Below are 24,165 nucleotides of genomic sequence, written 5' to 3' on the forward strand. Positions count from 1 at the left end.
ACAGGCGACGCGTCACTGCTGAGCCTTCCAGAATCCGGCCAGTTCAACCACCGAGGTGGCTCCGGTTTTATCCATGATGTTCTTTTTATGGGTGCTGACGGTTTTATTGCTGATATTGAGCTGTTCAGCAATCTGTAAATTAGACAGACCGCGCGCCAGCAGCGCTAAAATCTGCTGCTCTTTGCTGGTCAGTATATGCGTGGTGGTTTCACTCTCGCTGCTGACAGGGAACGCCTGCTGGCCGCCCAGTACCGCCAGAATGGCAGAGAGCAGCTGTGGCATCGGCTGACGTTTCGCAACATAGCCCGCTGCACCGGCGGCTTCGGCCAGCCGTTGATAGAGACGTTCCTCCTGCGCGGAATAGATGATCACCGGCAGGGCAGGGAAGTGGCGGCGGATAAATTTCAGCAACTGCAGGCCATCACTGTCCGGCAGCCCGATATCCAGCACCACAATAACCACCGGCTGTGCCGCCAGCAGCGCATGGGCGCGGTTTTCATCTTCGGCTGCCAGCAGGGTAAAGGGAAAAGGCGCACGCGCCAGCGCCGCTTCAAGCGCAACATGCACCAGCGGGTGGTCGTCAATCAGCAGCAGCGTAACCATGAATTTATCCGGGGGAAATCAGGGCTTTCAAGAATAGCGTAAAGGTTCAGGTAAGCAAACAGACATGAAAAAGGAGAGCCTGAGCTCTCCTTTTAATCACGCGTCAAAACGGTTATCAGGCGACTTACTGGGTAGTGCCATCCGTTTTAGTATTCGCGTCAGGTCCGACTTTTTTGTTGATGTTCGGACATTTACCGTCTTTACACTCGCTGTTTTTGTGGTTCTGCTCAGCGCTCATTTTTTTGTGATGCTTCATGGTTTTATGGGTCGTACCACTGGTGGCATCACCGGTATTGTTGATTTTGCTGTTATCCACGCCATTAGGGGCGATTTTCTGGGCTGCACCACCGGCCGCTGCACCGGCATCTGCTGCCTGGTTAGACGTACCGTTGTTGCCAGATTCAGCCATTGCCGCGCCGCTACCCAGGGTCATTGCTGCGGTCAGGAATACGATTGCAAACTTATTCATCATTATGCTCCGTTTAGGTGTGAATATTGCCGAACCAAACCCGTTAAAATGCGGTTTGAATAAATAATTCGAAGAGTTCGGAATACAATCAGCACAAGATCAACTCCTCTAAAGTTAGTGATCTTTATGCGTTTTTTTTAAGTATTAACAAGTGAAAGTGTAGTTCAGGAACCGGAAACAGCAACTTTAAATGGCAAGAAGTTGACCAAAGCGGATTTACAGCACTGTAAGCACGCGATAAATTGGACGTGATGCGCCTGATGTGCAGAACGGCCTTTAAAATACTGGAAATATTATGAATTATCAGAATGATGACTTAAGAATCAAAGAGATAAAAGAACTTCTTCCCCCTGTAGCCCTGCTTGAAAAGTATCCTGCCACGGACATGGCGGCGAAAACCGTTTCTGACTCCCGCCAGGCTATTCATAATATTCTTAAAAAGACCGACGATCGTTTATTGGTGGTGATTGGACCTTGCTCCATTCATGACACCCAGGCCGCAAAAGAATATGCTGCGCGTTTACTGACGCTGCGTGAAGAGTTAAGTGACTCTTTGGAAGTGGTGATGCGCGTGTATTTTGAAAAACCGCGGACTACCGTTGGCTGGAAAGGGCTGATTAACGATCCGCATATGGACAACAGCTACCAGATCAATGACGGCCTGCGCATTGCCCGCAAGCTGCTGCTGGACATCAATGATTCCGGCCTGCCTGCCGCCGGTGAGTTCCTCGATATGATCACGCCACAATATATGGCTGACCTGATGAGCTGGGGAGCAATTGGCGCGCGCACCACCGAATCGCAGGTTCACCGTGAACTCTCTTCGGGCCTTTCCTGCCCGGTTGGCTTCAAGAACGGCACCGACGGGACGATTAAAGTGGCTATCGATGCTATTAATGCCGCCAGCGCGCCGCATTGCTTCCTGTCAGTAACCAAGTACGGTCACTCGGCCATTGTTGAAACCAGCGGCAACGGCGACTGCCATATCATCCTGCGCGGCGGCAAAGAGCCGAACTACAGCGCCCACCATGTCAGCGCCGTTAAAACCGGTCTGGAGAAGGCCGGTCTGGATCCGCAGGTGATGATTGACTTCAGCCATGCCAACAGCAGCAAGCAGTTCCAGAAGCAGCTGGTGGTGTCGGATGACGTGTCGCAGCAGATTGCGGGCGGAGACAAGGCGATTATTGGCGTGATGATCGAGAGCCATCTGGTGGAAGGTAATCAGAGCCTCGAAAGCGGTGAACCGCTGGTTTACGGTAAGAGCGTGACCGATGCCTGTATTGGTTGGGAAGACACTGAGAAAGTGCTTCGCCAGCTGGCAGATGCCGTGAAGGCGCGTCGCGCCCACTAAGCCTCGGCGTTGAGGCTACTTCTGCCCGAGTACAGGTCGGGCAGCGTTTTCTCAGCGCATCAGCCATAAAAAAATCCGCCTTTCGGCGGATTTTTTGTGCTCAGTATTCTCTCTTTTCCCGCAGGAAAGAGGAGGGAATTACTTCGCTTTACCCTGGTTGGCTACTGCCGCCGCTTTCGCAGCAATTTCGTCAGCATCGCCCAGATAGTAATGTTTGATTGGTTTGAAGTTTTCATCAAACTCATACACCAGTGGCACGCCAGTTGGGATATTCAGTTCAAGGATGGCTTCTTCACTCATGTTGTCCAGGTATTTCACCAGCGCACGCAGGGAGTTACCGTGGGCCGCGATGATCACTTTCTCGCCGCTTTTCATGCGTGGCAGAATGGATTCGTTCCAGTATGGCAACACGCGATCGATGGTCAGCGCCAGGCTTTCTGTGGTTGGCAGCTGCTCAGCCGTCAGTGCAGCGTAACGTGGGTCATGGCCAGGGAAACGCTCATCGGCACGATCCAGCTCTGGCGGCGTTACCGCGAAGCCGCGACGCCATTGCTTAACCTGCTCGTCACCGTATTTCTGTGCGGTTTCGGCTTTATCCAGACCCTGCAGCGCACCGTAGTGACGCTCGTTCAGACGCCAGGATTTCTCCACTGGCAGCCAGACCTGGTCAACTTCGTCCAGGATGTTCCACAGCGTGTGGATGGCACGTTTCAGCACGGAGGTGTAAGCGAAATCGAAGGTGAAGCCTTCTTTTTTCAGCAGCTGACCTGCGGCTTTCGCTTCGGTACGGCCTTTATCGGACAGGTCAACATCGTACCAACCGGTAAAGCGGTTTTCATTATTCCACTGGCTTTCGCCGTGACGTACCAGAACCAGCTTAGTTACAGCCATAGCTTAACTCCTTAATAATCTGACGTTTCTATGATAATGGTAAACCGTAAATTGCCGGTAGCACCCTGGCGGCAATTTTATAGGCCATTACCATAGCGGAAATCTGCGCACCGCGTAAGCCTGTCGCCTCTCCGATGCGCGTTTTTCATGCGCTGAATCAAACCGCTGTCAGGCGGTAGCGCGTAATCGACTGATACGATTCACCCGGTTTAAGCCAGCAGTCAGGCTGCGGCCACTCGGGATGATTCGGCGAGTCGGGTAAAAACTCGCTCTCCAGTGCGATACCCTGAAAGGCATTATAGACGCCCTGCTCACGAGCAGGGGTGCCTTGCAGATAATTGCCTGAGTAAAATTGCAGCGCCGGGGCCGAGGTAAATACGCTCAGCTGCAGCTGACCATCTGCCGACCAGAGTTCGGCCGCGGGCTGGCTTTCATCCTCGGTGTTCAGCAGGAAGGCGTGGTCGTAGCCTTTCACCGCGCGCTGATCGTCATCCTGCAGGAACTCGGCGGCAACCGTTTTTGCCTGGCGGAAGTCAAAACTGGTGCCGGCAACGGCTTTCAGATCGGCATTCGGGATGCCTTCACTGTCAACCGGCAGATACCGTTCAGCATTCAGCTGCAATTTATGGTCACGGGCGTCGCCATGCCGGGCATCCAGATTGAAGTAGGCATGGTTGGTCAGGTTCACCGGGCAGGCTTTATCCGTGGTGGCGTGATACTGGATGGTCAGCGTGTTGTCATCTTCCAGACGGTAGAGCAGGGTCACCAGCAGATTGCCTGGATAGCCCTGATCGCCATCGGGCGAATCCAGCTGATATTCCACTTCATGCTCTGCCTGGCGGACGATCTGCCAGCGACGGCTGCTGAAACCTTCCGGGCCGCCGTGGAGCTGATGAGGTCCCTGATTGGCCGCAACCTGCCAGGTTTTGCCTTCACCGCTGAACGTGGAATGGGCAATACGGTTGGCATAGCGACCGACGGTGGCACCAAGGTAAGCCGTCTGATGCAGATAATCCGCCGGTGTGGCGCAGCCGAGCAGGGCTTCACGCACGGTGCCATCTTTCATTGGCACACGGGCGGAGAGCCAGGTGGCGCCCCAGCTCATAAAGGTGGCAACCATGCCGCCCGCATTGCGCAGCGTGGTGATATGCCACGGCTGACCATCCGGCGCACGGGAAGTGGGTTCGGTTAGCATTGACCCGCTCCTTCAGAGGCTTTGCAGACGTAGAAGGTTTCTTTGATGCCCGACTTGGCTTCGTATTGCTGCTCAACAGCAGCTTTCACCGACTCCACCATCTCCAGCGGCATCAGCGCGACAACGCAGCCGCCGAAACCGCCGCCGGTCATGCGCACGCCGCCACGATCGCCCAGCGAGGCCTTAACGATCTCAACCAGCATATCGACCGGTGGCACGGTGATTTCAAAGTCATCACGCATTGAGGCATGAGATTCGGCCATCAGCACCGCCAGACGCGCCAAATCGCCGCGTGCCAGCACGTCAGCGGCTTCCAGCGTACGGGCATTTTCGGTCAGCACATGACGCACGCGCTTCGCGACGACCGGGTCGAGTTTGTCTTCCGCCGCTCTGAACTGCTCCAGTTCGACGTCACGCAGTGAGGTCTGACCAAAGAACGCCGCACCCGCCTCACACTGTTCACGACGGACGTTATATTCGCTGCCGACCAGGCTACGACGGAAGTTGGTGTTGATAATCACCACCGCAATGTCTTCCGGCATAGGCACCGGGCGCGTACCCAGCGTGCGGCAATCGAGCAGCATGGCGTGATCTTTTTTACCCAGCGCCGAAATCAGCTGGTCCATGATGCCGCAGTTACAGCCAACAAACTGGTTCTCTGCTTCCTGGCCGTTCACCGCAATCTCCGCACCGTCTAAAGGCAGATCGTACAGCTGCTGGAACACGGTGCCGACCGCCACTTCCAGCGAGGCAGAAGAGCTCAGACCTGCACCCTGCGGCACATCACCGGCAATCACCATATCCACGCCAGAAAAATCGCTGTTGCGCTTCTGCAGATGCTTCACCACGCCACGGACATAGTTCGCCCACATTTTGTCGTTCAGCGGCGCGATCGGCTCATCCAGCGAGAAGATATCCTGCTCGTTGTCGTAATCCGCCGCAATGACGCGCACCTGACGATCGTCGCGTTTCGCGCAGGCAATCACCGTCTGATAGTCGATGGCGCACGGCAGCACGAAGCCGTCGTTGTAATCGGTATGTTCGCCAATAAGATTCACGCGGCCTGGCGCCTGGATAGTATGGTCAGCGGCGTAACCAAACTTTTCCTGGAAAATGTTGTGGGTAGAGGTCTGTAAGGTCATGGTTATGCTCCCGTCTCGCGGAAATGAATATCACTGACGGAACGCAGACGTTCTGCTGCCTGTTCCGCTGTTAAATCACGTTGTGTTTCGGCCAGCATTTCATAGCCAACCATAAATTTACGTACCGTAGCGGAACGCAGCAGCGGCGGGTAGAAGTGGGCGTGTAACTGCCAGTGATCGTTGGCTTCGCCGTTGAAAGGCGCGGCGTGCCAGCCCATCGAATACGGGAAGGAGCACTGGAACAGGTTGTCATAGCGGCTGGTCAGTTTCTTCAGCGCCAGCGCCAGATCGGTGCGCTGTGCATCGGTCAGATCGACCAGGCGTTTGATATGGGCTTTAGGCAACAGCAGGGTTTCGAACGGCCATGCAGCCCACCAGGGCACCACTGCCAGCCAGTGTTCGGTTTCAACCACCGTGCGGCTGCCGTCTTTCAGCTCGCGCGCGCTGTAATCGACCAGCATTGGTGACCCGTGCTGCTCGAAGTAAGCACGTTGCAAATCATCTTCGCGTTTCACTTCATTTGGCAGGAAGCTGTTGGCCCACACCTGGCCGTGCGGATGCGGGTTAGAGCAGCCCATGGCCGCACCTTTGTTCTCAAAAACCTGCACCCATGGATAGTGTTGGCCCAGATCGGCGGTCTGTTCCTGCCAGGTTCTGACCACCTGCTCGATACCGGCAACGGTCAGTTCAGGCAGGGTTTTGCTGTGATCCGGCGAGAAGCAGATCACCCGGCTGGTGCCGCGCGCGCTTTCGCAACGCATCAGCATGTCTTCGCTTTCCGGCGCGTCTGGCGTGTCGGTCATCAGCGCCGCAAAATCGTTGGTGAAGACATAGGTGCTGCTGTAATCGGGGTTTTTATCGCCTGTTACACGGGTGTTTCCAGGACACAGGAAGCAGTCCGGATCGTGGGCAGGCAGTTTTTCCTGGGAAGCGGTTTCCTGCGCGCCTTGCCATGGGCGTTTGGCGCGGTGAGGAGAAACCAAAATCCACTGATCTGACAGTGGGTTATAACGGCGATGCGGATGATCGACCGGATTAAATTTTTGCATGTTGAGTCCTGATAACCTTCTTTATGCGTCGATAGCCTTAAAGAAAAATAGCACAGCGCGGAGGAATAAAGCGTGATCAAGTCTGTATAAATGGAATCGTTTACACAAGTTGAATAATCCGAACTGTCAGTAAAAACGGCAAAATAATCCATGCGTCGATGGTGGTAAGTAATAATTAGTGGTAGCGGTTACATCATTTTATCCCGCTGATAGCGATAGTGCTCGCCTTCGGCGACAAAGGTCAGGCGATCGGTAATACAGTGCGGCGCATCTTCAGCATGGTGTGAGACGAACAGCAGCTGCGTTTCGCCTTCGCCAATCAGCACATCGACGAAACGGCGAACCAGCTGACGGTTGATCGGATCCAGACCCTGCAACGGCTCATCGAGGATCAGCAGCGCCGGATGTTTCACCAACGCGCGGGCGATCAGGACCAGCCGCTGCTGTCCCCAGGAAAGGCCGTGGAACGGCGCATCGCCGAGCTTTTCCATCCCCAGCAAATGCAGCCACTGCTTAGCCAGCGATTGCTGGCGATCGGACACCGCCTGATAAATGCCAATGGAGTCAAAATAGCCGGAGAGGATCACGTTGCGCACGCTGCTGCTGACCCGGTAATCCAGGTGCAGGCTGCTGCTGACGTAACCAATATGCTGCTTGATATCCCAGATGGTTTCACCACTGCCGCGGCGGCGGCCAAACAGCGTCAGATCGTTGCTGTAGCCCTGCGGATGATCGCCGGTCACCAGGCTCAGCAGCGTGGATTTTCCTGCGCCGTTCGGCCCGACGATCTGCCAGTGTTCGCCGGGTTTCACTTCCCAGCTGAGATGATTGAGGATCGGCTTATCGTTATAGGAGACGACGCCATCGCGCAGCACAATCAGCGGATCGCCGGCGACAAGCGCAGGCTTACTTCCGGCGTCATCGGCTTCGGGCAGGGCCATCCCCGCCAGCTGTTCGCTGTGAGCGAGCTGGGCGACTAAGGCTTCGGCGAGGATTTCACTGCGGGGACCCACGTGGGTCAGGGTGCATTCAGCCAGCACGCCCACGTTGTCGATGAAATCAGGGATATCATCAAAGCGGTTCAGCACCAGCACCAGCGTGCAGTTTTGCTGATGCAGCCCGGCCAGCACCTGTGCCAGATTGGCGCGAGAATCAACGTCCAGACCGTCAAACGGCTCATCCAGCACCAGCAGGTCCGGTTGCGACATCAACGTCTGGCACAGCAGGGTTTTACGCGTTTCGCCGGTGGACAGGTATTTAAAGCGGCGATCCAACAGCCGCGTGATGCCAAATAACGCGGCCAGCTGCTGGCAGCGTCGCGGATCTTTGGTATTTTCCTGGATGATTTCTGCGGTGGTGCGGCCGGTATCGTCTTCACCGGGACTGAGCAAATCGGTGTTATTTCGCTCCCACTCTTCCGCCACCAGTTTCTGCAACTGCTCCAGGGAGAGGCGGACGGGGCGGACAAAGCTGTTGGTCAGCTGGCCTTTAGCCGCATTCAGTTCACCTGCCAGCACGCGAGCCAGCGAAGATTTACCGCTGCCGTTGGCGCCAACAAAGGCCCAACTTTCACCGGCCTGCAGGGTCAGCGCATCCAGGGTCAGGTTTTTAGTCTCACTAAGGTGAAACGTGCCTTGCAAAATTTGCAACGTCGACATTGTTCATTCCATTTTATGCATTGTTAGCAAACTATGGATCCGCAATGCCCTTGCTGTCAAATCTCCTGTCCGGTTTCAGAGCAGTGTGGCGATGATCACCTTGTCGGCATTAAAATGTGCTGTGACCGGCAGATCCTGTTGCAGGTTTTGCTCTGCCACGCGTTCGTTGGCAAGCGTTGCACACAGCGTTTCACCGCCCGGTAAGGCGATTAACACCTCACTCTGACTTTCTCCCTGTTCAATCTTGCTGATGGTGCCACTCAGCTGATTATCCGCGTCTGAGGCGCCGGTGGTCACGTCAATCCACGGCGCTTTGATTAACACCAGCACCTCTTTACCGCTGGTCAACGCCAGCCGGTTGGCGCTCTGCTCGGTTAACGCCACCGAGATTTTTGTACTGCCATCGGCCAGCAGCACTTCAACATGCTGCACCACGGCCCGATCGTCGCGGTCGGTAATCGTGCCAAACAGCTGGTTACGCGCGCTGGTTTGCAGCGAGAAGCGGGCGATGGCGCCCAGCAGGCTGCCTAACGGCACATCGTCCTGCAGCACATCAAACGCTTTCTGCTGGATCTGTTCCATCAGCGCAAACAGCTGGATCAGCCGCTCGCCGTAAGGGGTGACTTTGGCGCCCCCACCGCCTTTGCCGCCGGTGGCGCGGTCCACCAGCGTGCGGTCGGCGAGGGTATTCATTTCATTAATGGCATCCCAGGCGCTTTTGTAGCTGATGCCAGCGAGTTTTGCGCCCTGGCTGATCGAGCCCGTTTGTTGAACCTGCTTCAGCAACTCAATACGCCGTGGGTCGGCAAACAGCCGCTGCTGTAGTTTCAGGATCAGGGAAAGTTCTGCCTGCATAATGGCTCTCGCTTCGGGATAAAATAAGGGTGGGGTGCAGTGTACACCTTTGGCTGGCCGGGCGTAAAAACAGGTAAAAGGCACAAAAGGGCAGTGCACTTTTTTTGGCTGTAGATACAATGGCTTTTTTACGCTGCAATGGAGGCGACCATGCTTGAATTACTGATAGGTCTTGGCGAAGCAATCCTGATGGTGCCTGTTGTGATGGCGATTATCCTCGGTCTGATTTGGGGACTGGGTGAAGTATTTAACGTTATCTCAACAATCGGTCATAAAAAGGACCAGACGGAACAATCTCGTCATTAAGCTTTCCTGAAACGCCCGGCACCTGCCGGGCGTTCGTTTTTTGTTGATCCCCCTTAAGCTTTTCCCCCTTCCAACCGATAAACTCCATGACAGGGTAGATAAAATCGTTATATTACGAACTACATAACGAACCCTCTGGAGATCACCATGTCTGTAAAATTACGCCATTTCTTCGTTGGTGCCGTGCTCAGCGCCAGCTTTGCCGGCCACGCGGTTGCCGCCGATAAGATCACCGTGTTTGCCGCGGCCTCGTTGACCAATGCACTGCAGGAAATTGGCGACAGCTATCAGAAAGGCAAAAACGTGCAGGTGGTTTCTTCCTTCGCCTCGTCGTCCACGCTGGCGCGGCAGATTGAGCAGGGCGCGCCTGCGGATCTGTTTATCTCAGCCGATCAGCAGTGGATGGACTACGCGGTGCAGAAGAAAACCATCGATGACGCCAGCCGTTTTACGTTGCTGGGTAACGAGCTGGTGCTGGTGGCGCCCGCCGAGACTCACCCTGAGCAAGTGACGATTTCCAAAAATACCGACTGGAAAAGCCTGTTAAAAGGACAGCGTCTGTCAGTGGGCGATCCCGATCATGTCCCGGCCGGTATCTATGCCAAAGAAGCGTTGCAGAATTTAGGTGCGTGGGAAACCCTGTCAGGCCAACTGGCACCGGGGAACAGCGTACGCGTCGCGCTGGCACTGGTTGAGCGCAACGAAGCGCCTTACGGCATCGTCTATGGCTCTGATGCGGTTGCCAGTAAAAAAGTGAAGGTGGTTGGCATCTTCCCGGAAGACAGCCACAAACCGGTCGAATACCCGATGGCTATGGTGAAAGATCATAACTCTGCCGCCGTAACCGCTTTCTACAATTATTTGAAAGGGCCTGACGCTGCGGCCGTGTTCAAACGTTACGGATTTACGCCTGAAAAATGATCCTGAGTGAGCCCGAATGGCAGGCCGTTGCCCTGAGCCTGAAAGTCGCTTCAGTGGCGGTAATTTTTAGCCTGCCCTTCGGGATCCTGATGGCGTGGATCCTCGTCCGCTGCCGTTTTCCCGGCAAAACCCTGTTAGACAGTCTAGTTCATCTGCCGCTGGTGCTGCCGCCGGTGGTGGTGGGCTATTTACTGCTGATCGGTTTTGGCCGTCGCGGATTTATCGGCGAATACCTGTATGACTGGTTTGGCTTCACCTTCGCCTTCAGCTGGCGCGGCGCGGCGCTGGCCTCGGCGGTGATTGCTTTCCCGCTGATGGTCAGGGCCATCCGCCTGGCGCTTGAAGGCGTCGACAGCAAGCTGGAGCTGGCCGCCCGCACGCTGGGTGCCGGGCGCTGGCGCGTCTTTTTCACCATCACCTTACCGCTGACCCTGCCGGGCATTATTGCCGGCACCGTGCTGGCCTTTGCCCGCTCGCTGGGCGAGTTTGGTGCCACCATTACCTTCGTCTCGAATATTCCGGGTGAAACCCGCACGCTTCCCTCCGCGATGTACACGCTGATTGAAACACCCGGTGCTGAAAATGCCGCCGCGCGGCTCAGCGTCATTGCGATTTTACTGGCGCTGGCATCACTGCTGATTTCTGAGTGGCTGGCACGCTGGGGCCGCAAAAGGTTGGGATTGTAATGCTGGAACTCAATTTCACTCAGCGCTTGGGCGATCATACCCTGACCCTCGATACACAGCTGCCCGCCAGGGGCATCACCGCGATTTTCGGCGTCTCGGGTGCCGGGAAAACCTCCCTGATCAATGCTATCGGTGGCCTGACCACGCCACAGCAGGGCCGCATCGTGCTGAATGGCCGGGTGTTAAGCGACGCCGGGAGCAAACTTCATCTGCCGCCAGAAAAACGGCGGATTGGCTACGTGTTTCAGGATGCCCGGCTGTTCCCGCACTATCGCGTGCGGGGCAACCTCGAGTACGGCATGGCCAAAAGCCTGCGGCCGGAGTTCGATCAGCTGGTCAGGCTGCTGGGTATTGAAGATCTGCTGACGCGCTTTCCGGCGTCGCTGTCGGGCGGTGAAAAGCAGCGTGTCGCCATCGGCCGGGCATTGCTGACCGCGCCCGAAATTCTGTTGATGGACGAACCGCTGGCCTCGCTGGATTTGCCGCGTAAGCGTGAATTGCTGCCTTACCTGCACAAGCTGGCGAAAACGGTGGATATCCCGATCCTGTATGTCAGCCACAGCCTGGATGAAATCCTGCAGCTGGCCGATAACGTGCTGGTGCTGGATAACGGCCAGGTTAAGGCGATGGGCAGCGTGGAAAAAGTCTGGGCCAGCAGCGCGATGCGGCCGTGGTTACCGCGATCCGAACTGAGTAGCGTGCTGCGGGTGCAGGTGCTGGAGCAGCATCCGCACTATGCGATGACCGCGTTGTCGCTGGGCGATCAACATATCTGGGTCAGCCGTGTCGATGCCCCGGCGAAGACGCCGCTGCGTTTGCGTATTCAGTCCGCCGACGTGTCATTAAGCCTGCAGCCGCCGGTCAACAGCAGCATTCGCAACGTGATCCCGGCCCATGTGGCGGAGTTGCTGGAGATTGACGATCAGATTGAAGTGAAGCTGATGGTGGGACAAAGCGAGCTGTGGGCGCGCATCACGCCCTGGGCTCGCGATGAACTGATGATCAAACCGGGCATGTGGTTATATGCCCAGATTAAAAGCGTGTCGATTATCGCGCCAACTCACAGCACTTCGCGGTAGATGGTTTCCGCAATGCCTGGCTCAAGGTTGGTGCCGATTACCCGGCCGGCACGGGCTTTAATCGCCTCGTCGGCATTGCCCATCGCCTAAGTGTGTTTGAGTTCAGAAGGGGAAATTCCGCCATACTTCTTGCGCCAGGTATAGAACGTGGCACCGGCGATACCCAGCTTGCGGCTGACTGATCTTGACTACTACTGGCTACAAGAGCGGGGCAGCATGTGTCAACCCGCGTACAGGGTACTTGATCGTTCTCAATGAGTGTGTGTACTTGAAATGAGGTCGCGAAAGCGGCCTTTGTTGTTTATGGGCTTGCCTCCTTCATAAGTTTGAGCCCTGCTTTTAGGCATTCCAAAACTCAAATTGCGGTTGCATTTGCTCATTTACCCACCAACATCAAAGTACTAAAATCGCATCATGTAACGTTCATAACATCATAAGGAACAAAGGAAATGTCAATGGGTTACTGGATAGTGCAAGGTGATAAAACGTCATGTGGCGGAAGTGTCCTGGAAGGGCATCCGAAAGGAACAAAATTTGGCCCGAATCAGAACCGACAGGCAGTCAATGGTAGTAAAGTATCCTGCGGAAAACATCCAGGAACCTTCAGCGTAGGCGGAGGACATCCCGGAGAGATCATCCATGGGTGTTATGCAGCAAGTACACTTTACAGCCGCTCGACTTGCCCTTGTAAGGCATTTTTTATTCCAACGCATACATGGGCAAAACACGGACCGTATCAGGGCGATATACGTAAAGCCGCTCCAGTAAGTGTTCCTATGACAGCTACGGCTGTCGCTTCCGCTTCGCCTAAATTTGAAGAACCAGAACTTCATGCTCAGATAGCTAAAAGGCCATATAAGGAAGAAATCAAACGTGAAGTTGTAGACGCTGGTTTTTGTGTACTCCCATATGGTGCTGAAACGAGGGCCTATGAACCGTATTTGTTCGAAAGTGAACCGCCAGCAGGAACACGCGAACTTTACCGCGCATTGAATGGAAAAGGTAAGGAATACAAAGCGAGTTCTATCCTGCTTGTTGTTGATCCAGAAAAACAGGACAGTGATCAGATCGCACATATGCAGGCTGCAAAACAACGTATTGATACAGCATTAGAGCCACTTACACATAAAGAAGCTAATTTCTTACACAGCCACTATGCAACAATAGCTAACTTTAGCAACATCGCTGATAAAGGAATTGGGCTTGCTGCAGATCCTGTCGGGAAGTATTTTGAAAATATAGAGAAGATCCTGAAAGAAGTTCAGGAAACGTACAAAAATACTTACATGACAAGAGGGGCTTTAATTGGTGAGCAGTTCTATGTCAGACGAGCACAATTATTTAAAGAGCTTGAAAAAGTATTAAAGGTAGGTTTCTTAAATAAGGCTATGAAATTTGGCGAATACACTAAAATAAAAAATGCTCTTGGTTTGTCTTCAAGCTCAATTACTCATAAATGGAATCAGACTGGAATAAGTGATATTGAAGGTTATGCTACCCATATCGAACGAGCAGTAAAATATGTAGCAGCTATGCGATATATTGGCTATGTAGGAATAGGTTTTAGTGCCCTTCATTCTATTAATGAAATAAACGAGTCGTGTTCTGTAGGTCGTGAAGATGAATGTACTCAAAAGAAGTATACTGAAATAGGCAGTTTTGCAGGTAGCACTGGGGGCGGTATCCTCGCGGGAGGTATGGCTGTTCCGCTCTGTATAGCAATTGGTGTGGGTACAGCTGGCACTGGTGGATTAGTTTGTGCTGTTATCGCGGGAGGTACGTTAGGTTATGTTGGTGGGGAAGCCGGTGGTTGGGGGGGAGAAAAAGTAGGAAACACGTTGTATAATGTTATAGAGGGTTCCAAATGAACTCGCTTGATATAATAATAATATGTTTGGCTGCGATCTTTGTAATTTCACTGTTATTTTATCTTTTTTATGGTAAATGCACAGAGCATAAATTCGATCTGATTGCTGATAAATTCAAACAACGATTTGGTTATACACCTTTCTCCATGGCTGTTGGTAAAAATGGGGGGTTTTTCTTTTGGGGGTATAAGGAATCTTATATTATGAGTGCACTTATCTTTCCTGGCTTTCCAGCGACAAAGAAGGCGCTAACAGAAGAAGAGATTTCATTTTTTAAATCTTTAAAGACTAGTGAAATATCTTGGTTTTATGTCAAATACGGCGCATTGATTATAGGATTGTTAAGTTTCATTAGCCTGTTAATTGTACTTAAAGTGAAGCCTGATTAACTCAAGGTTAGATAAAAAAGCCCTTTATTATATGACTAATTAAGGGCCTTTTTTACTTATATTCGATGAATCTTATTTCTACTTTAGGAAGAATTTCTGACTGATTGAAACTCCGCTAAAGTTGCCTGCCTTTAGTTCACAAAAAAATCACATTCCAGACATCCCGATTTTTGACAAAAAACCTTGAGTCATCTTTTTCTCAGGAAAAAGTACAGTCAGTCTGCGATTCAACCCATTGTGCTAATAGTTTACCTTTTCTTTTTCCCACTTATGCTAAGTCAAACCGGGCATGTGGTTATATGCCCAGATTAAAAGCGTGTCGATTATCGCGCCAACTCACAACACTTCGCGGTAGATGGTTTCCGCAATACCTGGCTCAAGGTTGGTGCCGATTACCCGGCCGGCACGGGCTTTGATCGCCTCGTCGGCATTGCCCATCGCCACACCCAGCCCCACCGTTTCCAGCATGCTCAGGTCATTGTAGTTATCGCCAAAGGCCAGCACGTCACTCATCTGATAACCCTCGGATTCCACCCACTGTGCCAGACGCTTGCCTTTGCTGTTGCCGGCTTTGGCGATGTCCACCTGATCGTGCCATGACCACTCGCAGGCCAGCCCCATCTCTTTTTCGACCCGCTCGGCAAAGTGCTGTAATGCGACGGTGTCGGGATGGGAAAGGGCGAACTTCCAGATTGAGCCCGCATCTTTGGCTGCCTGCGCCAGGCTGTCGACCTTGTTGAACACCGGACGCTGATGTTCTGGCAGGGATAATCCCCAGTCGATGGTGCGCGTCACGTGGCCAGTTTCAGTCTGATAGAGCATGGCATCGTCGACGTACAGCAGACCGGGGATCCCGGCTTCGTCGAGCATCTCAATCACCCGCAACGCCTGCTCTTTCGGCAGCGGATCGGCTTGCAGGACCTTTTTTGCATGATAATCATACAAATAGGTGCCATTACAGCAGATTGCAGGTGTATCTAATGCCAGTGCCTGATAAAAAGGATGGATAGCGACATGATGACGACCGGTGACGATGGCCACCTTTACCCCAGCCTGTTGTGCTTTTTTCAGGGCTTCCAGCGATTCGGGAAGGATGGTTTTGCGCGGCGTTAACAGGGTGCCGTCCAGGTCCAAAGCAATGATGCGATAACTCATAAACAGTTCCGGAAGTGGCTAAACAAGAGCCAGAGAGTGTACACCTTGTGACGGGGTTAACAAAATGACACGCCACAAATCCCCCCACGCGGGAAGGAAAAACACGCTACGCTTTGCCACAGGTCAGCTTACTCAGAAAAAGGAGAATTCATGAAACAAGTCGTATATACCGCCAGCCCGGAGAGCCAGCAGATCCATGCCTGGCAGTTAGCCGATGACGGCGCGCTTACCCTGCTGCAGGTGATTGATGCGCCAGGCCAGGTTCAGCCGATGGTCGTCAGCCCCGACAAACGTTTTCTCTATGTGGGCGTGCGCCCTGATTTCCGTGTCGTCGCCTATCAGATTGATGCGGAAGGCAAACTGAAGGAAGCCGGGCACGCGTCATTGCCAGGCAGCCCAACCCATATTTCTACCGATCGTCAGGGCCGTTTTGTCTTCGTCGGCTCGTATAACGATGCCTGCGTCAGCGTGACGCCGATTGGCGCCGATGGCCTGCCGGGCGAGCCGCTGCAGGTAATCGACGGCATGGACGGCTGTCACTCCGCCAATATCACGCTTGATAACAAAACCCTGTTTGTGCCGGCATTAAAACAGGATCGTATCTGCCTGTTTGATTTGCAGGAAAACGGCCAGTTGCAGCCGCATAAGCAGCCGCAGGTGACCACCGTTGAAGGTGCGGGCCCGCGTCATATGGTGTTCCATCCGAACCAGCAGTACGCCTACTGCATCAACGAGCTGGACAGCACGGTTGACGTCTGGACGTTAAACAATGCGCAGGGTGTGGTTGAGCGGGTACAAAGCCTGGATACCATGCCAGCTGGCTTCAGCGAAACCCGCTGGGCAGCCGATATTCATTTGACGCCAGATGGCCGCCATCTGTATAGCTGCGATCGTACCGCCAGCCTGCTGACCATCTTTAGCGTCAGCGAAGATGGCGCGGTGCTGACCGTTGAAGGGCATCAGCCGACCGAAACGCAGCCACGCGGCTTCAACATCGATAATACCGGACAGTATCTGGTGGCGGCGGGGCAGAAATCGCACCATATCGAAGTGTATAAAATTGCTGGCGAGCAGGGGTTACTGCAACCGCTGGCGCGCTACGCGGTCGGTCAGGGCCCAATGTGGGTGGCGATCGCCGCGCTGTAAGGCTGGTTCAGACAGCAAAAGGGGGCGATTTCTCGCCCCCTTTTTTTATGCGCTGAAAAGCCGCTCTTTCGCGTTAGCTGTACATGGCGGTAATTGATGCGCTGCCCAGCTGATGGAAATGGACGTTGAAGCCCAGATAAGCGCCGCTGGCCTGCTCATCGACCTCCAGTTTTTCCACATCAATGGCGTAAACGGTGAAGATATAGCGGTGGCTTTCGCCCTTCGGCGGTGCCGCGCCGCCGTAGCCGCTTTTACCAAAGTCGGTGCGTGTCTGAACTGATCCAGAAGGCAGTTCGGCCGCGCCGGAACCTGCACCCTGTGGCAGAGAACGGGTGTCGGCCGGCAGATTGGCCACGCCCCAGTGCCACCAGCCTGATCCGGTCGGCGCATCAGGATCGTAGCAGGTGACGACAAAGCTTTTGGTGCCCGCCGGCACGTCATCCCAGGCGAGGTGCGGTGACAAATTGTCCCCTTCATACCCCATGCCGTTAAAGACCTGGCGCTCCGGCAGCTTATCGCCGTCGTTAAAATCCTGGCTAATCAGTTTCATTCCCTCTCCTGCGGTTAACGATGAAGTAATTTAAGCAGCTCTTCGGCTGCTGCTGCGGAGGATGCCGGGTTCTGCCCGGTGACCAGATGGCCATCGGTCAGCGTATAAACGCCCCAGTTATCGGTTTTTTCATACTCTGCGCCCAATGACTTAAGCACATCCTCAACCAGGAAAGGTACCACATCTGTCAGCCCCACGGCTTCCTCTTCCGTGTTGCTGAAACCGGTGACCCGCTTACCGGCAACCAGCGGCGTGCCGTCCGGTTTTTTTACATGGCGCAGTACGCCAGGCGCGTGGCAGACCGCACCGACCGGCTTGCCGTTGGCAAAGAAGTTTTCGATCAGATCGATGCTGACCCGATCTTCGGCCAGGTCCCACAGCGGACCGTGACCGCCGGGATAAAACACCGCATCAAACTGGGTGGTATCGATGGTTTCCAGTTTCTGCGTATGCGCCAGCGCCTGCTGGGCCGGGAGATCGCCACGGAAGCGATCGGTGTCGGTGGTCTGCGCATCGGGTTCATCGCTGACCGGATCCAGCGGAGGTTGCCCGCCGGCCGGTGAAGCCAGCACCACGTTTACCCCGGCATCGCGGAACACGTAATAGGGTGCGGCGAACTCTTCGAGCCAGAAACCGGTTTTCTTCCCCGTTTCACCCAGCCGATCGTGTGAGGTAAGCACCATTAAGAGTTTCATTTCACTGCTCCTGAAGGTTTGTCGCCCGCCACCCGGATCAGCACTTTGCCGAAGTTGTTACCTTCAAGCATGCCGATAAAGGTTTCTGGCGCGTTATCCAGCCCGTCAACGCAGTCTTCCCGGAAGACGAAGCGTTCCTGCTCCACCCACTGGCTCATCTGGCTGAAGAATTCACCGAAACGGTGACCATAATCCTGGGTGATGATAAAGCCCTCGACCCGCAGACGTTTACGCAGGATCGCGCTCTGGAACTGCGGCAGAAGATCCGGGCCTTTGGCGGCTTCGGTACTGTTGTAGTCGGCAATCAGACCACAGACGGGAATGCGACCTTTGGTATTCATCAGCGGCAGAACCGCGTTAAAGACCTTGCCGCCCACGCTTTCGAAATAGACGTCAATACCGTCGCGGCAGTAGCGTTTCAGGGCTTCCGCCAGATCGGCTGCGCGGTGATCGAGGCAGCGGTCAAAGCCCAGAACCTCTTCGGCGTAACGGCATTTCTCTTCGCCGCCGGCAATGCCGACCACGTAGCAGCCCTTCAGCTTGGCAATCTGACCGACCATTGAGCCCACCGCACCGGTCGCGGCTGCGACCACCACGGTTTCGCCCGGCTGCGGGTTACCGATATCCAGCAAGCCCATATAGGCGGTGAAGCCGGTCATCCCCAACAGGCCTAGCGCCCAGGAAGGGTGCTTCAGGACCGGACCGGAAAGCTTGAACAGATCCTTACCGTTCGAGACGGCGAAATCCTGCCAGCCGCTCTGGCTAACCACCCAGTCGCCCGGGGCATAGTTTTCATTATTGGACTGTTCGACGATGGCGACGGTGCCGGCGCCCATCACTTCATTGATGCCAACCGGCGGAACGTAGGAAGGCGCGTCGCTCATCCGGCCACGCATATAGGGATCTAACGACAGCCAGACAGTACGAAGTAACACTTCGCCTTTTGCAGGCGTCGGAACGTGCTGCGATTCAAGACGGAAATTGGCTTCCGTAGGCGCACCGTGCGGGCGGGAAGCCAGCACGATACGGCGATTAGTCTGTTTATCTTGTGGCATAAATTTGCTCCTTTACGGGATGTTGCCCCGTAAAAGCGTAGTGCATCAGCGGCCTCGCTGCTTTGCTGTGACGCGCATAAGTCAGCGTCAGGCGCTGAGAAACAGCTCGGGACGCGCCAGCGCGGCGGCTATTGCCCCGGTGAGCTGGGCTAAGGCGTCGGCTTGAATAATGTACGGCGGCATCAGGTAAATCAGTTTGCCAAACGGCCGGATCCATACGCCGCGCTCGACAAAGAACGCCTGCAGCGCGGCCATATTCACCGGCCGGTGGGTCTCGATCACCCCAATGGTCCCCAGCACGCGGGCGTGGGCCACTTCAGGCATTTCCTGCAGCGGCAGCAGGGCGGCTTTCAGCTGCGCTTCGATGGTCGCGACCTGCTGTTGCCAGTGACCTTCCTGCAACATCGCCAGGCTTTCAGTGGCGACCGCGCAGGCCAACGGATTGCCCATAAAGGTCGGGCCGTGCATAAAGCAGCCGGCCTCCCCGTTGCTGATGGTGTTGGCAACCTCGCGGGTGGTCAGGGTGGCGGAAAGGGTCATGGTGCCGCCGGTCAGCGCTTTACCAACGCACAGTATGTCCGGGGAAATTCCGGCATGTTCGCAGGCGAACAGCTTGCCGGTGCGGCCAAATCCGGTGGCAATCTCATCGGCGATCAGCAGAACGTTATGGCGATCGCACAGCTCACGGACCTTTTGCAGATAACGCGGATGATAGAAGCGCATGCCGCCCGCGCCCTGAACAATCGGTTCAAGGATCACTGCCGCCAGCTCACCGGCATGCAGGCGGATCAGTCGCTCGAAGTCGTCAACATCAAGCGCCTGCCATTCATCGTCAAAGCCACAGGCGGGTGCGGCAGCAAACAGGTGCGAAGGCAGATAGCCCTGATACAGGCTGTGCATTGAATTCTGCGGATCGCACACCGACATCGCGGCGAAGGTATCGCCGTGGTAGCCGTTTCGCAGCGTCAGGAAGCGCTGACGGCGCTCGCCACGGGCCTGCCAGTATTGCAGCGCCATCTTCATCGACACTTCAACCGCCACCGATCCCGAATCGGCCAGGAACACGCACTCCAGCCCTTGCGGCGTCATCTCAACCAGCTTGCGGCACAGCGCCACGGCGGAAGGGTGGGTGATGCCGCCAAACATCACGTGTGACATCTGTTCAATTTGCGCGGTCATCGCCCGGTTCAGGCGTGGATGGTTGTAGCCATGGATCGCTGCCCACCATGAAGACATGCCATCAACCAGCTTACGACCGTCGGCCAGTTTCAGGGACGTCTCCTGCGCGGCGACCACCGGATAGACCGGCAACGGTTGGCTCATGGAGGTGTAAGGGTGCCAGATATGGTCACGATCAAAAGCGAGGTCAGCAGGCGTCATAAATTACTTGTAAACCAAATTCAAAAAAATTAGTTTACAAGTATAACCACGCAAAGATGATTAACGACAGATTTTTTTTGGAGCACGCAATGGCAACTCGTTGGACGATCCCACAGGCTCAGGCCCTGTTTGATAAACCCTTTCTGGAACTGATGTTTGAAGCTCAGCAGGTGCATCGCCAGCACTTCGATCCCCGCCAGGTGCAGGTCAGCACCTTGCTGTCGATCAAAACGGGCGCCTGCCCGGAAGACTGTAAATACTGTCCGCAAAGCTCACGCTATAAAACCGGCCTCGCCACCGAGCGGCTGATGGAAGTGGAAGACGTGCTGACCTCGGCCCGCAAAGCAAAAGCGGCCGGTTCGGATCGCTTCTGTATGGGCGCAGCCTGGAAAAACCCGCACGAACGTGACATGCCTTACCTTGAGCAGATGGTGAAAGGCGTTCGTGAAATGGGGCTGGAAACCTGTATGACGCTGGGCACGCTGAGCGAAGAACAGGCGCAGCGTCTGGCGCACGCCGGACTGGATTACTACAACCACAACCTCGATACCTCGCCGGAATTCTACGGCAGCATCATCACCACCCGAAGCTATCAGGAACGCCTGGATACGCTGGGCAAAGTGCGTGATGCCGGGATCAAAGTCTGTTCAGGCGGCATCCTCGGCCTTGGCGAAACCGTTAACGATCGCGCGGGCCTGCTGGTGCAGCTGGCGAATCTGCCGACGCCGCCGGAAAGCGTGCCAATCAATATGTTGGTAAAAGTCAAAGGCACACCGCTGGCCGATAACGACGATGTCGATCCGTTTGATTTTATCCGCGCCATCGCGGTTGCCCGCATCATGATGCCCACCTCGCACGTGCGCCTGTCTGCCGGACGTGAGCAGATGAGCGAGCAAACGCAGGCCATGTGCTTTATGGCCGGGGCAAACTCCATCTTCTACGGCTGCAAACTGCTGACCACGCCGAACCCGGAAGAAGACAAAGACCTGCAGCTGTTCCACAAGCTGGGCCTGAATCCGCGCCACACCACCACCGAAGCGGGTGACAACGAGCAGCAGCAGGCGTTGGCAGGACAGTTGATGACCGCTGATACCGACCAGTTCTACAACGCGGCGGTGTAAGTGAGCTGGCAGCATCGAATTTCCCTGGCGCTGACCGGGCGCCAGCAAAAAGGGCAGATGCGCACCCGTCGGGTTAACCAGCACAGCGATGCACGGACCTTGCAGATTGACGGCACGTGCTATCTGAACTTTGCCGCCAATGACTATCTTGGGTTGAGCCATGACCCGAGGCTGGTTCAGGCCTGGCAACAGGGTGCGGAACGTTATGGCGTCGGGGCCGGCGGATCGGCGCACGTCACCGGTTATCATGCGCCACAGGCGGAATTTGAGCAGCAGCTTGCCGACTGGCTGGGTTATCCACGCGCCCTGGTATTTATTTCCGGCTTTGCCGCCAATCAGGCGGTGATTGCGGCGATGCTGGCGAAAAATGACCGCATCTTCGCCGATAAGCTGGCGCACGCCTCGTTGCTCGAAGCGGCGGCTCACAGTCCCGCTACCCTGCGTCGCTTCGCACACAATCAACCGGCTGCGCTTGAAAAACTGCTGCAACATCCGGCCGGGGGCGAGACGCTGGTGGTCACCGAAGGCGTTTTCAGCATGGATGGCGACAGCGCACCGCTGGCGGAGCTTCACCGCTTATCTCAGCGTCAGGGAAGCTGGCTGATGGTGGACGATGCGCATGGCATTGGCACCACCGGCGAGCAGGGACGCGGCAGCTGCTGGCAGCAGCAGGTTAAACCGGAACTGCTGGTGGTCACCTTTGGTAAAGCCTTTGGCCTGAGCGGGGCGGCGGTGTTGTGTGATGATGACACCGCTGATTATCTGCTGCAGTTTGCCCGCCACCTGATCTACAGCACGGCGATGCCACCGGCGCAGGCCTGGGCATTGCAGACCGCGCTGGCCTGCATCCAGCAGGGTGACGAACTGCGTCAGCGGCTGCAGCAAAATATTGCGCTGTTCCGTCAGGGCGCGCAGGCGCTGGGGCTGGCTTTACTGCCGTCGGCCACGGCGATCCAGCCGTTGATCGTCGGCGAAGAGCAGCAGGCGCTGGCCCTGGCCGACAGGCTGCAACAGCAGGGATGCTGGGTGACGGCTATCCGCCCACCGACGGTTCCGCCCGGCACCGCCCGTTTGCGGATCACCTTAAGTGCGGCGCATCGGCCGGAAGATATTCATCGCCTGCTGGAGGGACTGCAACATGCAAACCGTTAATAAACAGGCGATTGCACAGGCGTTTGGCCGGGCGGCGCAGAGCTACAATCAACATGCCGGCTTGCAGCGCCTCTGTGGCGAAGCGCTGGCCAGCTATGCCACCCGACAGCAGGGGCAGAAAGTGTTGGATGCGGGCTGCGGTCCGGGCTGGTTCAGCCAGCACTGGCGCGCGGCCGGTAACCATGTGACCGCGCTTGATTTGTCCGCAGAAATGCTGGTTCAGGCGCAGGCGTTACACACCGCCGATTGCTATCAGCCGGGCGATATCGAAGCGCTGCCGTTCAGTGATGCGAGCTTTGATCTGTGCTGGAGCAACCTTGCGGTGCAATGGTGCAGTGACTTATCGCTGGCACTGACAGAACTTTACAGGGTGACCTCGCCAGGCGGCCAGGTGCTGTTCTCGACGCTCTCCGCCGACTCATTACATGAGCTGTCCGCCGCCTGGCAACCGCTGGATTTACCCGCCCCGGTTAACTGCTTTTTGCCTTTCGACGCCATCGCCCACGCGGGCCAGCATCTGCCGCTGAAACTGAAGCAACAAACGCTGACCGTTGGATTCCCGGACGTGCTGAGTGCGCTGCGTTCACTGAAAGGCATTGGTGCCACGCATTTGCATCAGGGCCGTCACGGTGGACTGCTTAGCCGCCGGCATCTGCAACAGCTGGAGCAGCACTGGCCGCGCGATCGGCGGGGATATTTACTGAGTTATCATCTGGTTTATGGAGTTATGCATCGTGAGTGAACGCTGGTTTATCACCGGAACGGATACGGAAGTGGGCAAAACGGTTGCCAGTTCAGCCCTGCTTCAGGCCGCCAACGCGGCGGGATTTCGCAGCGTGGGTTACAAGCCGGTTGCTTCGGGCTGTGAGATGACGGCAGACGGGTTGAGAAATGAGGATGCGCTGGCGCTACAAAAGTACAGCGTGCTGCAACTGCCTTATGACAGCATCAACCCCCTGGCTTTCGCAGAGCCGACCTCGCCGCATATCGTCAGTGCCGAAGAAGGCCGACCGATTACTTTTGAGCAGCTTTCAGCCGGCCTGGCCGCGTTAACCGCGCAGTCTGACTGGGTGCTGACGGAAGGGGCAGGTGGCTGGTTTACGCCGCTCTCTGAGCAGACCACCTTTGCCGACTGGGCGCGGGCGGAGCAGCTGCCGGTGATTTTGGTGGTGGGCGTGAAGTTAGGCTGTATCAATCATGCGGTGCTGACCGCACAGGCAATTCAGGCCAGCGGACTGCGTCTGGCGGGTTGGATAGCCAATGACATTCTACCGCCGGGAAAACGCCACACCGAGTATCTGGCGGCGCTTAAACAGCGGCTGCCGGCGCCAATGCTGGGTGAGATCCCCTATCTGACGCAGCCAGAACAGTTCGACCAGCTGGCACAGTACGTGCAGCTGCCGTTATAACGGTTAACCCTTCGGGCGGAGTTTCCTCCGCCCACCTTAC

Annotated in this window: 25 protein-coding genes and 2 pseudogenes; 12 read left to right on the forward strand and 15 right to left on the reverse strand. The window is 55.6% G+C overall.

All coding sequences use genetic code 11. The annotated features are described in order from the left end of the window. Positions 1 to 12: 12 nt before the first annotated feature. Together E2F51_RS13890 and E2F51_RS13895 are read right to left on the reverse strand one after the other, a co-directional pair. Entirely contained in the window at positions 13 to 603 is a 591-nt protein-coding gene (locus E2F51_RS13890) for a response regulator transcription factor (RefSeq protein ID WP_134823728.1), read from the reverse strand. A 124-nt stretch (positions 604 to 727) separates the two neighbouring features. Further along, positions 728 to 1,075 carry a YbgS-like family protein gene (locus E2F51_RS13895; RefSeq protein WP_134823729.1) on the reverse strand — a complete coding sequence of 116 codons (348 nt, stop codon included), beginning with the start codon at positions 1,073 to 1,075 and terminating at the stop codon, positions 728 to 730. A gap of 292 nt (positions 1,076 to 1,367) precedes the next feature. On the opposite strand from E2F51_RS13895, the gene aroG reads away from it, so the two are divergent. Then, a complete protein-coding gene (gene aroG, locus E2F51_RS13900) occupies positions 1,368 to 2,423 on the forward strand; it encodes a 3-deoxy-7-phosphoheptulonate synthase AroG (protein WP_013201346.1) in 1,056 nt (351 codons plus the stop codon). Between the two features lie 138 nt (positions 2,424 to 2,561). Here aroG and gpmA read toward each other — a convergent pair whose 3' ends face one another. The 6 genes from gpmA to modE all read right to left on the reverse strand — a co-directional run bounded on the left by gpmA (position 2,562) and on the right by modE (position 9,213). Continuing rightward, positions 2,562 to 3,314 (reverse strand): 2,3-diphosphoglycerate-dependent phosphoglycerate mutase, encoded by a 753-nt coding sequence (gene gpmA / locus E2F51_RS13905; RefSeq protein WP_013201347.1) that lies wholly within the window; start codon positions 3,312 to 3,314, stop codon positions 2,562 to 2,564. A gap of 157 nt (positions 3,315 to 3,471) precedes the next feature. Continuing rightward, positions 3,472 to 4,509: a galactose-1-epimerase gene (gene galM / locus E2F51_RS13910; RefSeq protein WP_134823730.1), complete on the reverse strand. Its 1,038-nt coding sequence runs from the start codon at positions 4,507 to 4,509 to the stop codon at positions 3,472 to 3,474. Continuing rightward, a complete protein-coding gene (gene galK / locus E2F51_RS13915; protein WP_013201349.1) occupies positions 4,503 to 5,651 on the reverse strand; it encodes a galactokinase in 1,149 nt (382 codons plus the stop codon). Before galK ends, galM begins: the two co-directional genes overlap by 7 nt. 2 nt (positions 5,652 to 5,653) lie before the next feature. Beyond that, positions 5,654 to 6,700: a galactose-1-phosphate uridylyltransferase gene (galT, locus tag E2F51_RS13920; protein ID WP_013201350.1), complete on the reverse strand. Its 1,047-nt coding sequence runs from the start codon at positions 6,698 to 6,700 to the stop codon at positions 5,654 to 5,656. Between the two features lie 188 nt (positions 6,701 to 6,888). Next, the gene (gene modF, locus E2F51_RS13925) at positions 6,889 to 8,358 is read right to left on the reverse strand and encodes a molybdate ABC transporter ATP-binding protein ModF (protein ID WP_134823731.1); all 1,470 of its coding nucleotides are present in this window, start codon (positions 8,356 to 8,358) and stop codon (positions 6,889 to 6,891) included. 75 nt (positions 8,359 to 8,433) lie between these two features. Further along, positions 8,434 to 9,213 (reverse strand): molybdenum-dependent transcriptional regulator, encoded by a 780-nt coding sequence (gene modE / locus E2F51_RS13930; RefSeq protein WP_134823732.1) that lies wholly within the window; start codon positions 9,211 to 9,213, stop codon positions 8,434 to 8,436. Positions 9,214 to 9,363: 150 nt separating this feature from the next. Here modE and E2F51_RS13935 point away from each other — a divergent pair, with 150 nt between their 5' ends. The 4 genes from E2F51_RS13935 (at position 9,364) to modC (ending at position 12,205) form a co-directional block, all read left to right on the forward strand. Continuing rightward, on the forward strand, positions 9,364 to 9,519 hold the full coding sequence (locus E2F51_RS13935; protein ID WP_013201353.1) for an AcrZ family multidrug efflux pump-associated protein: 156 nt from the start codon (positions 9,364 to 9,366) through the stop codon (positions 9,517 to 9,519). Between the two features lie 147 nt (positions 9,520 to 9,666). Then, positions 9,667 to 10,440 carry a molybdate ABC transporter substrate-binding protein gene (modA, locus tag E2F51_RS13940; protein WP_105759462.1) on the forward strand — a complete coding sequence of 258 codons (774 nt, stop codon included), beginning with the start codon at positions 9,667 to 9,669 and terminating at the stop codon, positions 10,438 to 10,440. Then, entirely contained in the window at positions 10,437 to 11,126 is a 690-nt protein-coding gene (gene modB / locus E2F51_RS13945) for a molybdate ABC transporter permease subunit (RefSeq protein WP_134823733.1), read from the forward strand. The genes modA and modB overlap by 4 nt, the downstream gene beginning before the upstream one ends. Further along, positions 11,126 to 12,205 (forward strand): molybdenum ABC transporter ATP-binding protein ModC, encoded by a 1,080-nt coding sequence (gene modC, locus E2F51_RS13950; RefSeq protein WP_053146034.1) that lies wholly within the window; start codon positions 11,126 to 11,128, stop codon positions 12,203 to 12,205. The genes modB and modC overlap by 1 nt, the downstream gene beginning before the upstream one ends. Here modC and E2F51_RS13955 read toward each other — a convergent pair. Further along, positions 12,187 to 12,291: pseudogene (locus tag E2F51_RS13955) on the reverse strand (pyridoxal phosphatase); the annotation flags it as partial. The gene modC and the pseudogene E2F51_RS13955 overlap by 19 nt on opposite strands. A gap of 9 nt (positions 12,292 to 12,300) precedes the next feature. Next, a pseudogene (locus E2F51_RS13960) lies at positions 12,301 to 12,384 on the reverse strand (transposase); the annotation flags it as partial. Between the two features lie 276 nt (positions 12,385 to 12,660). Between E2F51_RS13960 and E2F51_RS13965 the strand changes: the two are divergent. Both E2F51_RS13965 and E2F51_RS24060 read left to right on the forward strand, forming a co-directional pair. After that, positions 12,661 to 14,073, forward strand: coding sequence for a PAAR domain-containing protein (locus E2F51_RS13965; RefSeq protein WP_245174116.1), 1,413 nt, complete (start codon positions 12,661 to 12,663; stop codon positions 14,071 to 14,073). Then, positions 14,070 to 14,462, forward strand: coding sequence for a hypothetical protein (locus E2F51_RS24060; RefSeq protein ID WP_245174117.1), 393 nt, complete (start codon positions 14,070 to 14,072; stop codon positions 14,460 to 14,462). Before E2F51_RS13965 ends, E2F51_RS24060 begins: the two co-directional genes overlap by 4 nt. Positions 14,463 to 14,798: 336 nt before the next feature. Here the strand turns inward: E2F51_RS24060 and E2F51_RS13975 are convergent, their stop codons facing one another. Then, a complete protein-coding gene (locus E2F51_RS13975; RefSeq protein WP_134823735.1) occupies positions 14,799 to 15,617 on the reverse strand; it encodes a pyridoxal phosphatase in 819 nt (272 codons plus the stop codon). A gap of 150 nt (positions 15,618 to 15,767) precedes the next feature. On the opposite strand from E2F51_RS13975, the gene pgl reads away from it, so the two are divergent. Continuing rightward, entirely contained in the window at positions 15,768 to 16,763 is a 996-nt protein-coding gene (pgl, locus tag E2F51_RS13980; protein ID WP_134823736.1) for a 6-phosphogluconolactonase, read from the forward strand. 73 nt (positions 16,764 to 16,836) lie between these two features. Here pgl and E2F51_RS13985 read toward each other — a convergent pair whose 3' ends face one another. The 4 genes from E2F51_RS13985 to bioA form a co-directional block, all read right to left on the reverse strand. Then, the gene (locus E2F51_RS13985; RefSeq protein ID WP_013201359.1) at positions 16,837 to 17,313 is read right to left on the reverse strand and encodes a kinase inhibitor; all 477 of its coding nucleotides are present in this window, start codon (positions 17,311 to 17,313) and stop codon (positions 16,837 to 16,839) included. Positions 17,314 to 17,327: 14 nt separating this feature from the next. After that, positions 17,328 to 18,008, reverse strand: coding sequence for a type 1 glutamine amidotransferase domain-containing protein (locus E2F51_RS13990; RefSeq protein WP_105759457.1), 681 nt, complete (start codon positions 18,006 to 18,008; stop codon positions 17,328 to 17,330). Further along, positions 18,005 to 19,063, reverse strand: coding sequence for an NADP-dependent oxidoreductase (locus E2F51_RS13995; protein ID WP_134823737.1), 1,059 nt, complete (start codon positions 19,061 to 19,063; stop codon positions 18,005 to 18,007). Before E2F51_RS13995 ends, E2F51_RS13990 begins: the two co-directional genes overlap by 4 nt. Positions 19,064 to 19,150: 87 nt before the next feature. Beyond that, a complete protein-coding gene (gene bioA, locus E2F51_RS14000) occupies positions 19,151 to 20,443 on the reverse strand; it encodes an adenosylmethionine--8-amino-7-oxononanoate transaminase (protein ID WP_134823738.1) in 1,293 nt (430 codons plus the stop codon). An 89-nt stretch (positions 20,444 to 20,532) separates the two neighbouring features. On the opposite strand from bioA, the gene bioB reads away from it, so the two are divergent. Genes bioB through bioD form a run of 4 tightly spaced genes read left to right on the forward strand, consistent with a single transcriptional unit; the run spans position 20,533 to position 24,125 of the window. Next, entirely contained in the window at positions 20,533 to 21,564 is a 1,032-nt protein-coding gene (gene bioB / locus E2F51_RS14005; RefSeq protein ID WP_013201363.1) for a biotin synthase BioB, read from the forward strand. Then, complete coding sequence (gene bioF / locus E2F51_RS14010; RefSeq protein WP_134823739.1) at positions 21,565 to 22,716, forward strand: 8-amino-7-oxononanoate synthase; 1,152 nt, start codon at positions 21,565 to 21,567, stop codon at positions 22,714 to 22,716. It abuts the gene before it with no gap. Next, positions 22,703 to 23,458 carry a malonyl-ACP O-methyltransferase BioC gene (gene bioC / locus E2F51_RS14015; protein ID WP_134823740.1) on the forward strand — a complete coding sequence of 252 codons (756 nt, stop codon included), beginning with the start codon at positions 22,703 to 22,705 and terminating at the stop codon, positions 23,456 to 23,458. Before bioF ends, bioC begins: the two co-directional genes overlap by 14 nt. After that, positions 23,451 to 24,125 (forward strand): dethiobiotin synthase, encoded by a 675-nt coding sequence (bioD, locus tag E2F51_RS14020; protein WP_209215442.1) that lies wholly within the window; start codon positions 23,451 to 23,453, stop codon positions 24,123 to 24,125. Before bioC ends, bioD begins: the two co-directional genes overlap by 8 nt. Positions 24,126 to 24,165 lie beyond the last annotated feature (40 nt).

Origin of the sequence: Erwinia sp. QL-Z3 (genome assembly GCF_004551645.1) — a bacterium.
GTDB classification, from domain to species: domain Bacteria; phylum Pseudomonadota; class Gammaproteobacteria; order Enterobacterales; family Enterobacteriaceae; genus Erwinia; species Erwinia billingiae.

Coding starts and splice junctions, on each gene's coding strand:
- galT (WP_013201350.1), bottom strand. CDS start 6,700: ATGCAAAAATTTAATCCGGTCGATCATCCGCATCGCCGTTATAACCCA.
- aroG (WP_013201346.1), top strand. CDS start 1,368: ATGAATTATCAGAATGATGACTTAAGAATCAAAGAGATAAAAGAACTT.
- E2F51_RS13935 (WP_013201353.1), top strand. CDS start 9,364: ATGCTTGAATTACTGATAGGTCTTGGCGAAGCAATCCTGATGGTGCCT.
- modF (WP_134823731.1), bottom strand. CDS start 8,358: ATGTCGACGTTGCAAATTTTGCAAGGCACGTTTCACCTTAGTGAGACT.
- E2F51_RS13895 (WP_134823729.1), bottom strand. CDS start 1,075: ATGATGAATAAGTTTGCAATCGTATTCCTGACCGCAGCAATGACCCTG.
- E2F51_RS13975 (WP_134823735.1), bottom strand. CDS start 15,617: ATGAGTTATCGCATCATTGCTTTGGACCTGGACGGCACCCTGTTAACG.
- E2F51_RS13890 (WP_134823728.1), bottom strand. CDS start 603: ATGGTTACGCTGCTGCTGATTGACGACCACCCGCTGGTGCATGTTGCG.
- E2F51_RS24060 (WP_245174117.1), top strand. CDS start 14,070: ATGAACTCGCTTGATATAATAATAATATGTTTGGCTGCGATCTTTGTA.
- modC (WP_053146034.1), top strand. CDS start 11,126: ATGCTGGAACTCAATTTCACTCAGCGCTTGGGCGATCATACCCTGACC.
- galM (WP_134823730.1), bottom strand. CDS start 4,509: ATGCTAACCGAACCCACTTCCCGTGCGCCGGATGGTCAGCCGTGGCAT.
- pgl (WP_134823736.1), top strand. CDS start 15,768: ATGAAACAAGTCGTATATACCGCCAGCCCGGAGAGCCAGCAGATCCAT.
- modB (WP_134823733.1), top strand. CDS start 10,437: ATGATCCTGAGTGAGCCCGAATGGCAGGCCGTTGCCCTGAGCCTGAAA.
- gpmA (WP_013201347.1), bottom strand. CDS start 3,314: ATGGCTGTAACTAAGCTGGTTCTGGTACGTCACGGCGAAAGCCAGTGG.
- bioB (WP_013201363.1), top strand. CDS start 20,533: ATGGCAACTCGTTGGACGATCCCACAGGCTCAGGCCCTGTTTGATAAA.
- E2F51_RS13990 (WP_105759457.1), bottom strand. CDS start 18,008: ATGAAACTCTTAATGGTGCTTACCTCACACGATCGGCTGGGTGAAACG.
- bioC (WP_134823740.1), top strand. CDS start 22,703: ATGCAAACCGTTAATAAACAGGCGATTGCACAGGCGTTTGGCCGGGCG.
- E2F51_RS13965 (WP_245174116.1), top strand. CDS start 12,661: ATGGGTTACTGGATAGTGCAAGGTGATAAAACGTCATGTGGCGGAAGT.
- modE (WP_134823732.1), bottom strand. CDS start 9,213: ATGCAGGCAGAACTTTCCCTGATCCTGAAACTACAGCAGCGGCTGTTT.
- E2F51_RS13985 (WP_013201359.1), bottom strand. CDS start 17,313: ATGAAACTGATTAGCCAGGATTTTAACGACGGCGATAAGCTGCCGGAG.
- galK (WP_013201349.1), bottom strand. CDS start 5,651: ATGACCTTACAGACCTCTACCCACAACATTTTCCAGGAAAAGTTTGGT.
- E2F51_RS13995 (WP_134823737.1), bottom strand. CDS start 19,063: ATGCCACAAGATAAACAGACTAATCGCCGTATCGTGCTGGCTTCCCGC.
- bioA (WP_134823738.1), bottom strand. CDS start 20,443: ATGACGCCTGCTGACCTCGCTTTTGATCGTGACCATATCTGGCACCCT.
- modA (WP_105759462.1), top strand. CDS start 9,667: ATGTCTGTAAAATTACGCCATTTCTTCGTTGGTGCCGTGCTCAGCGCC.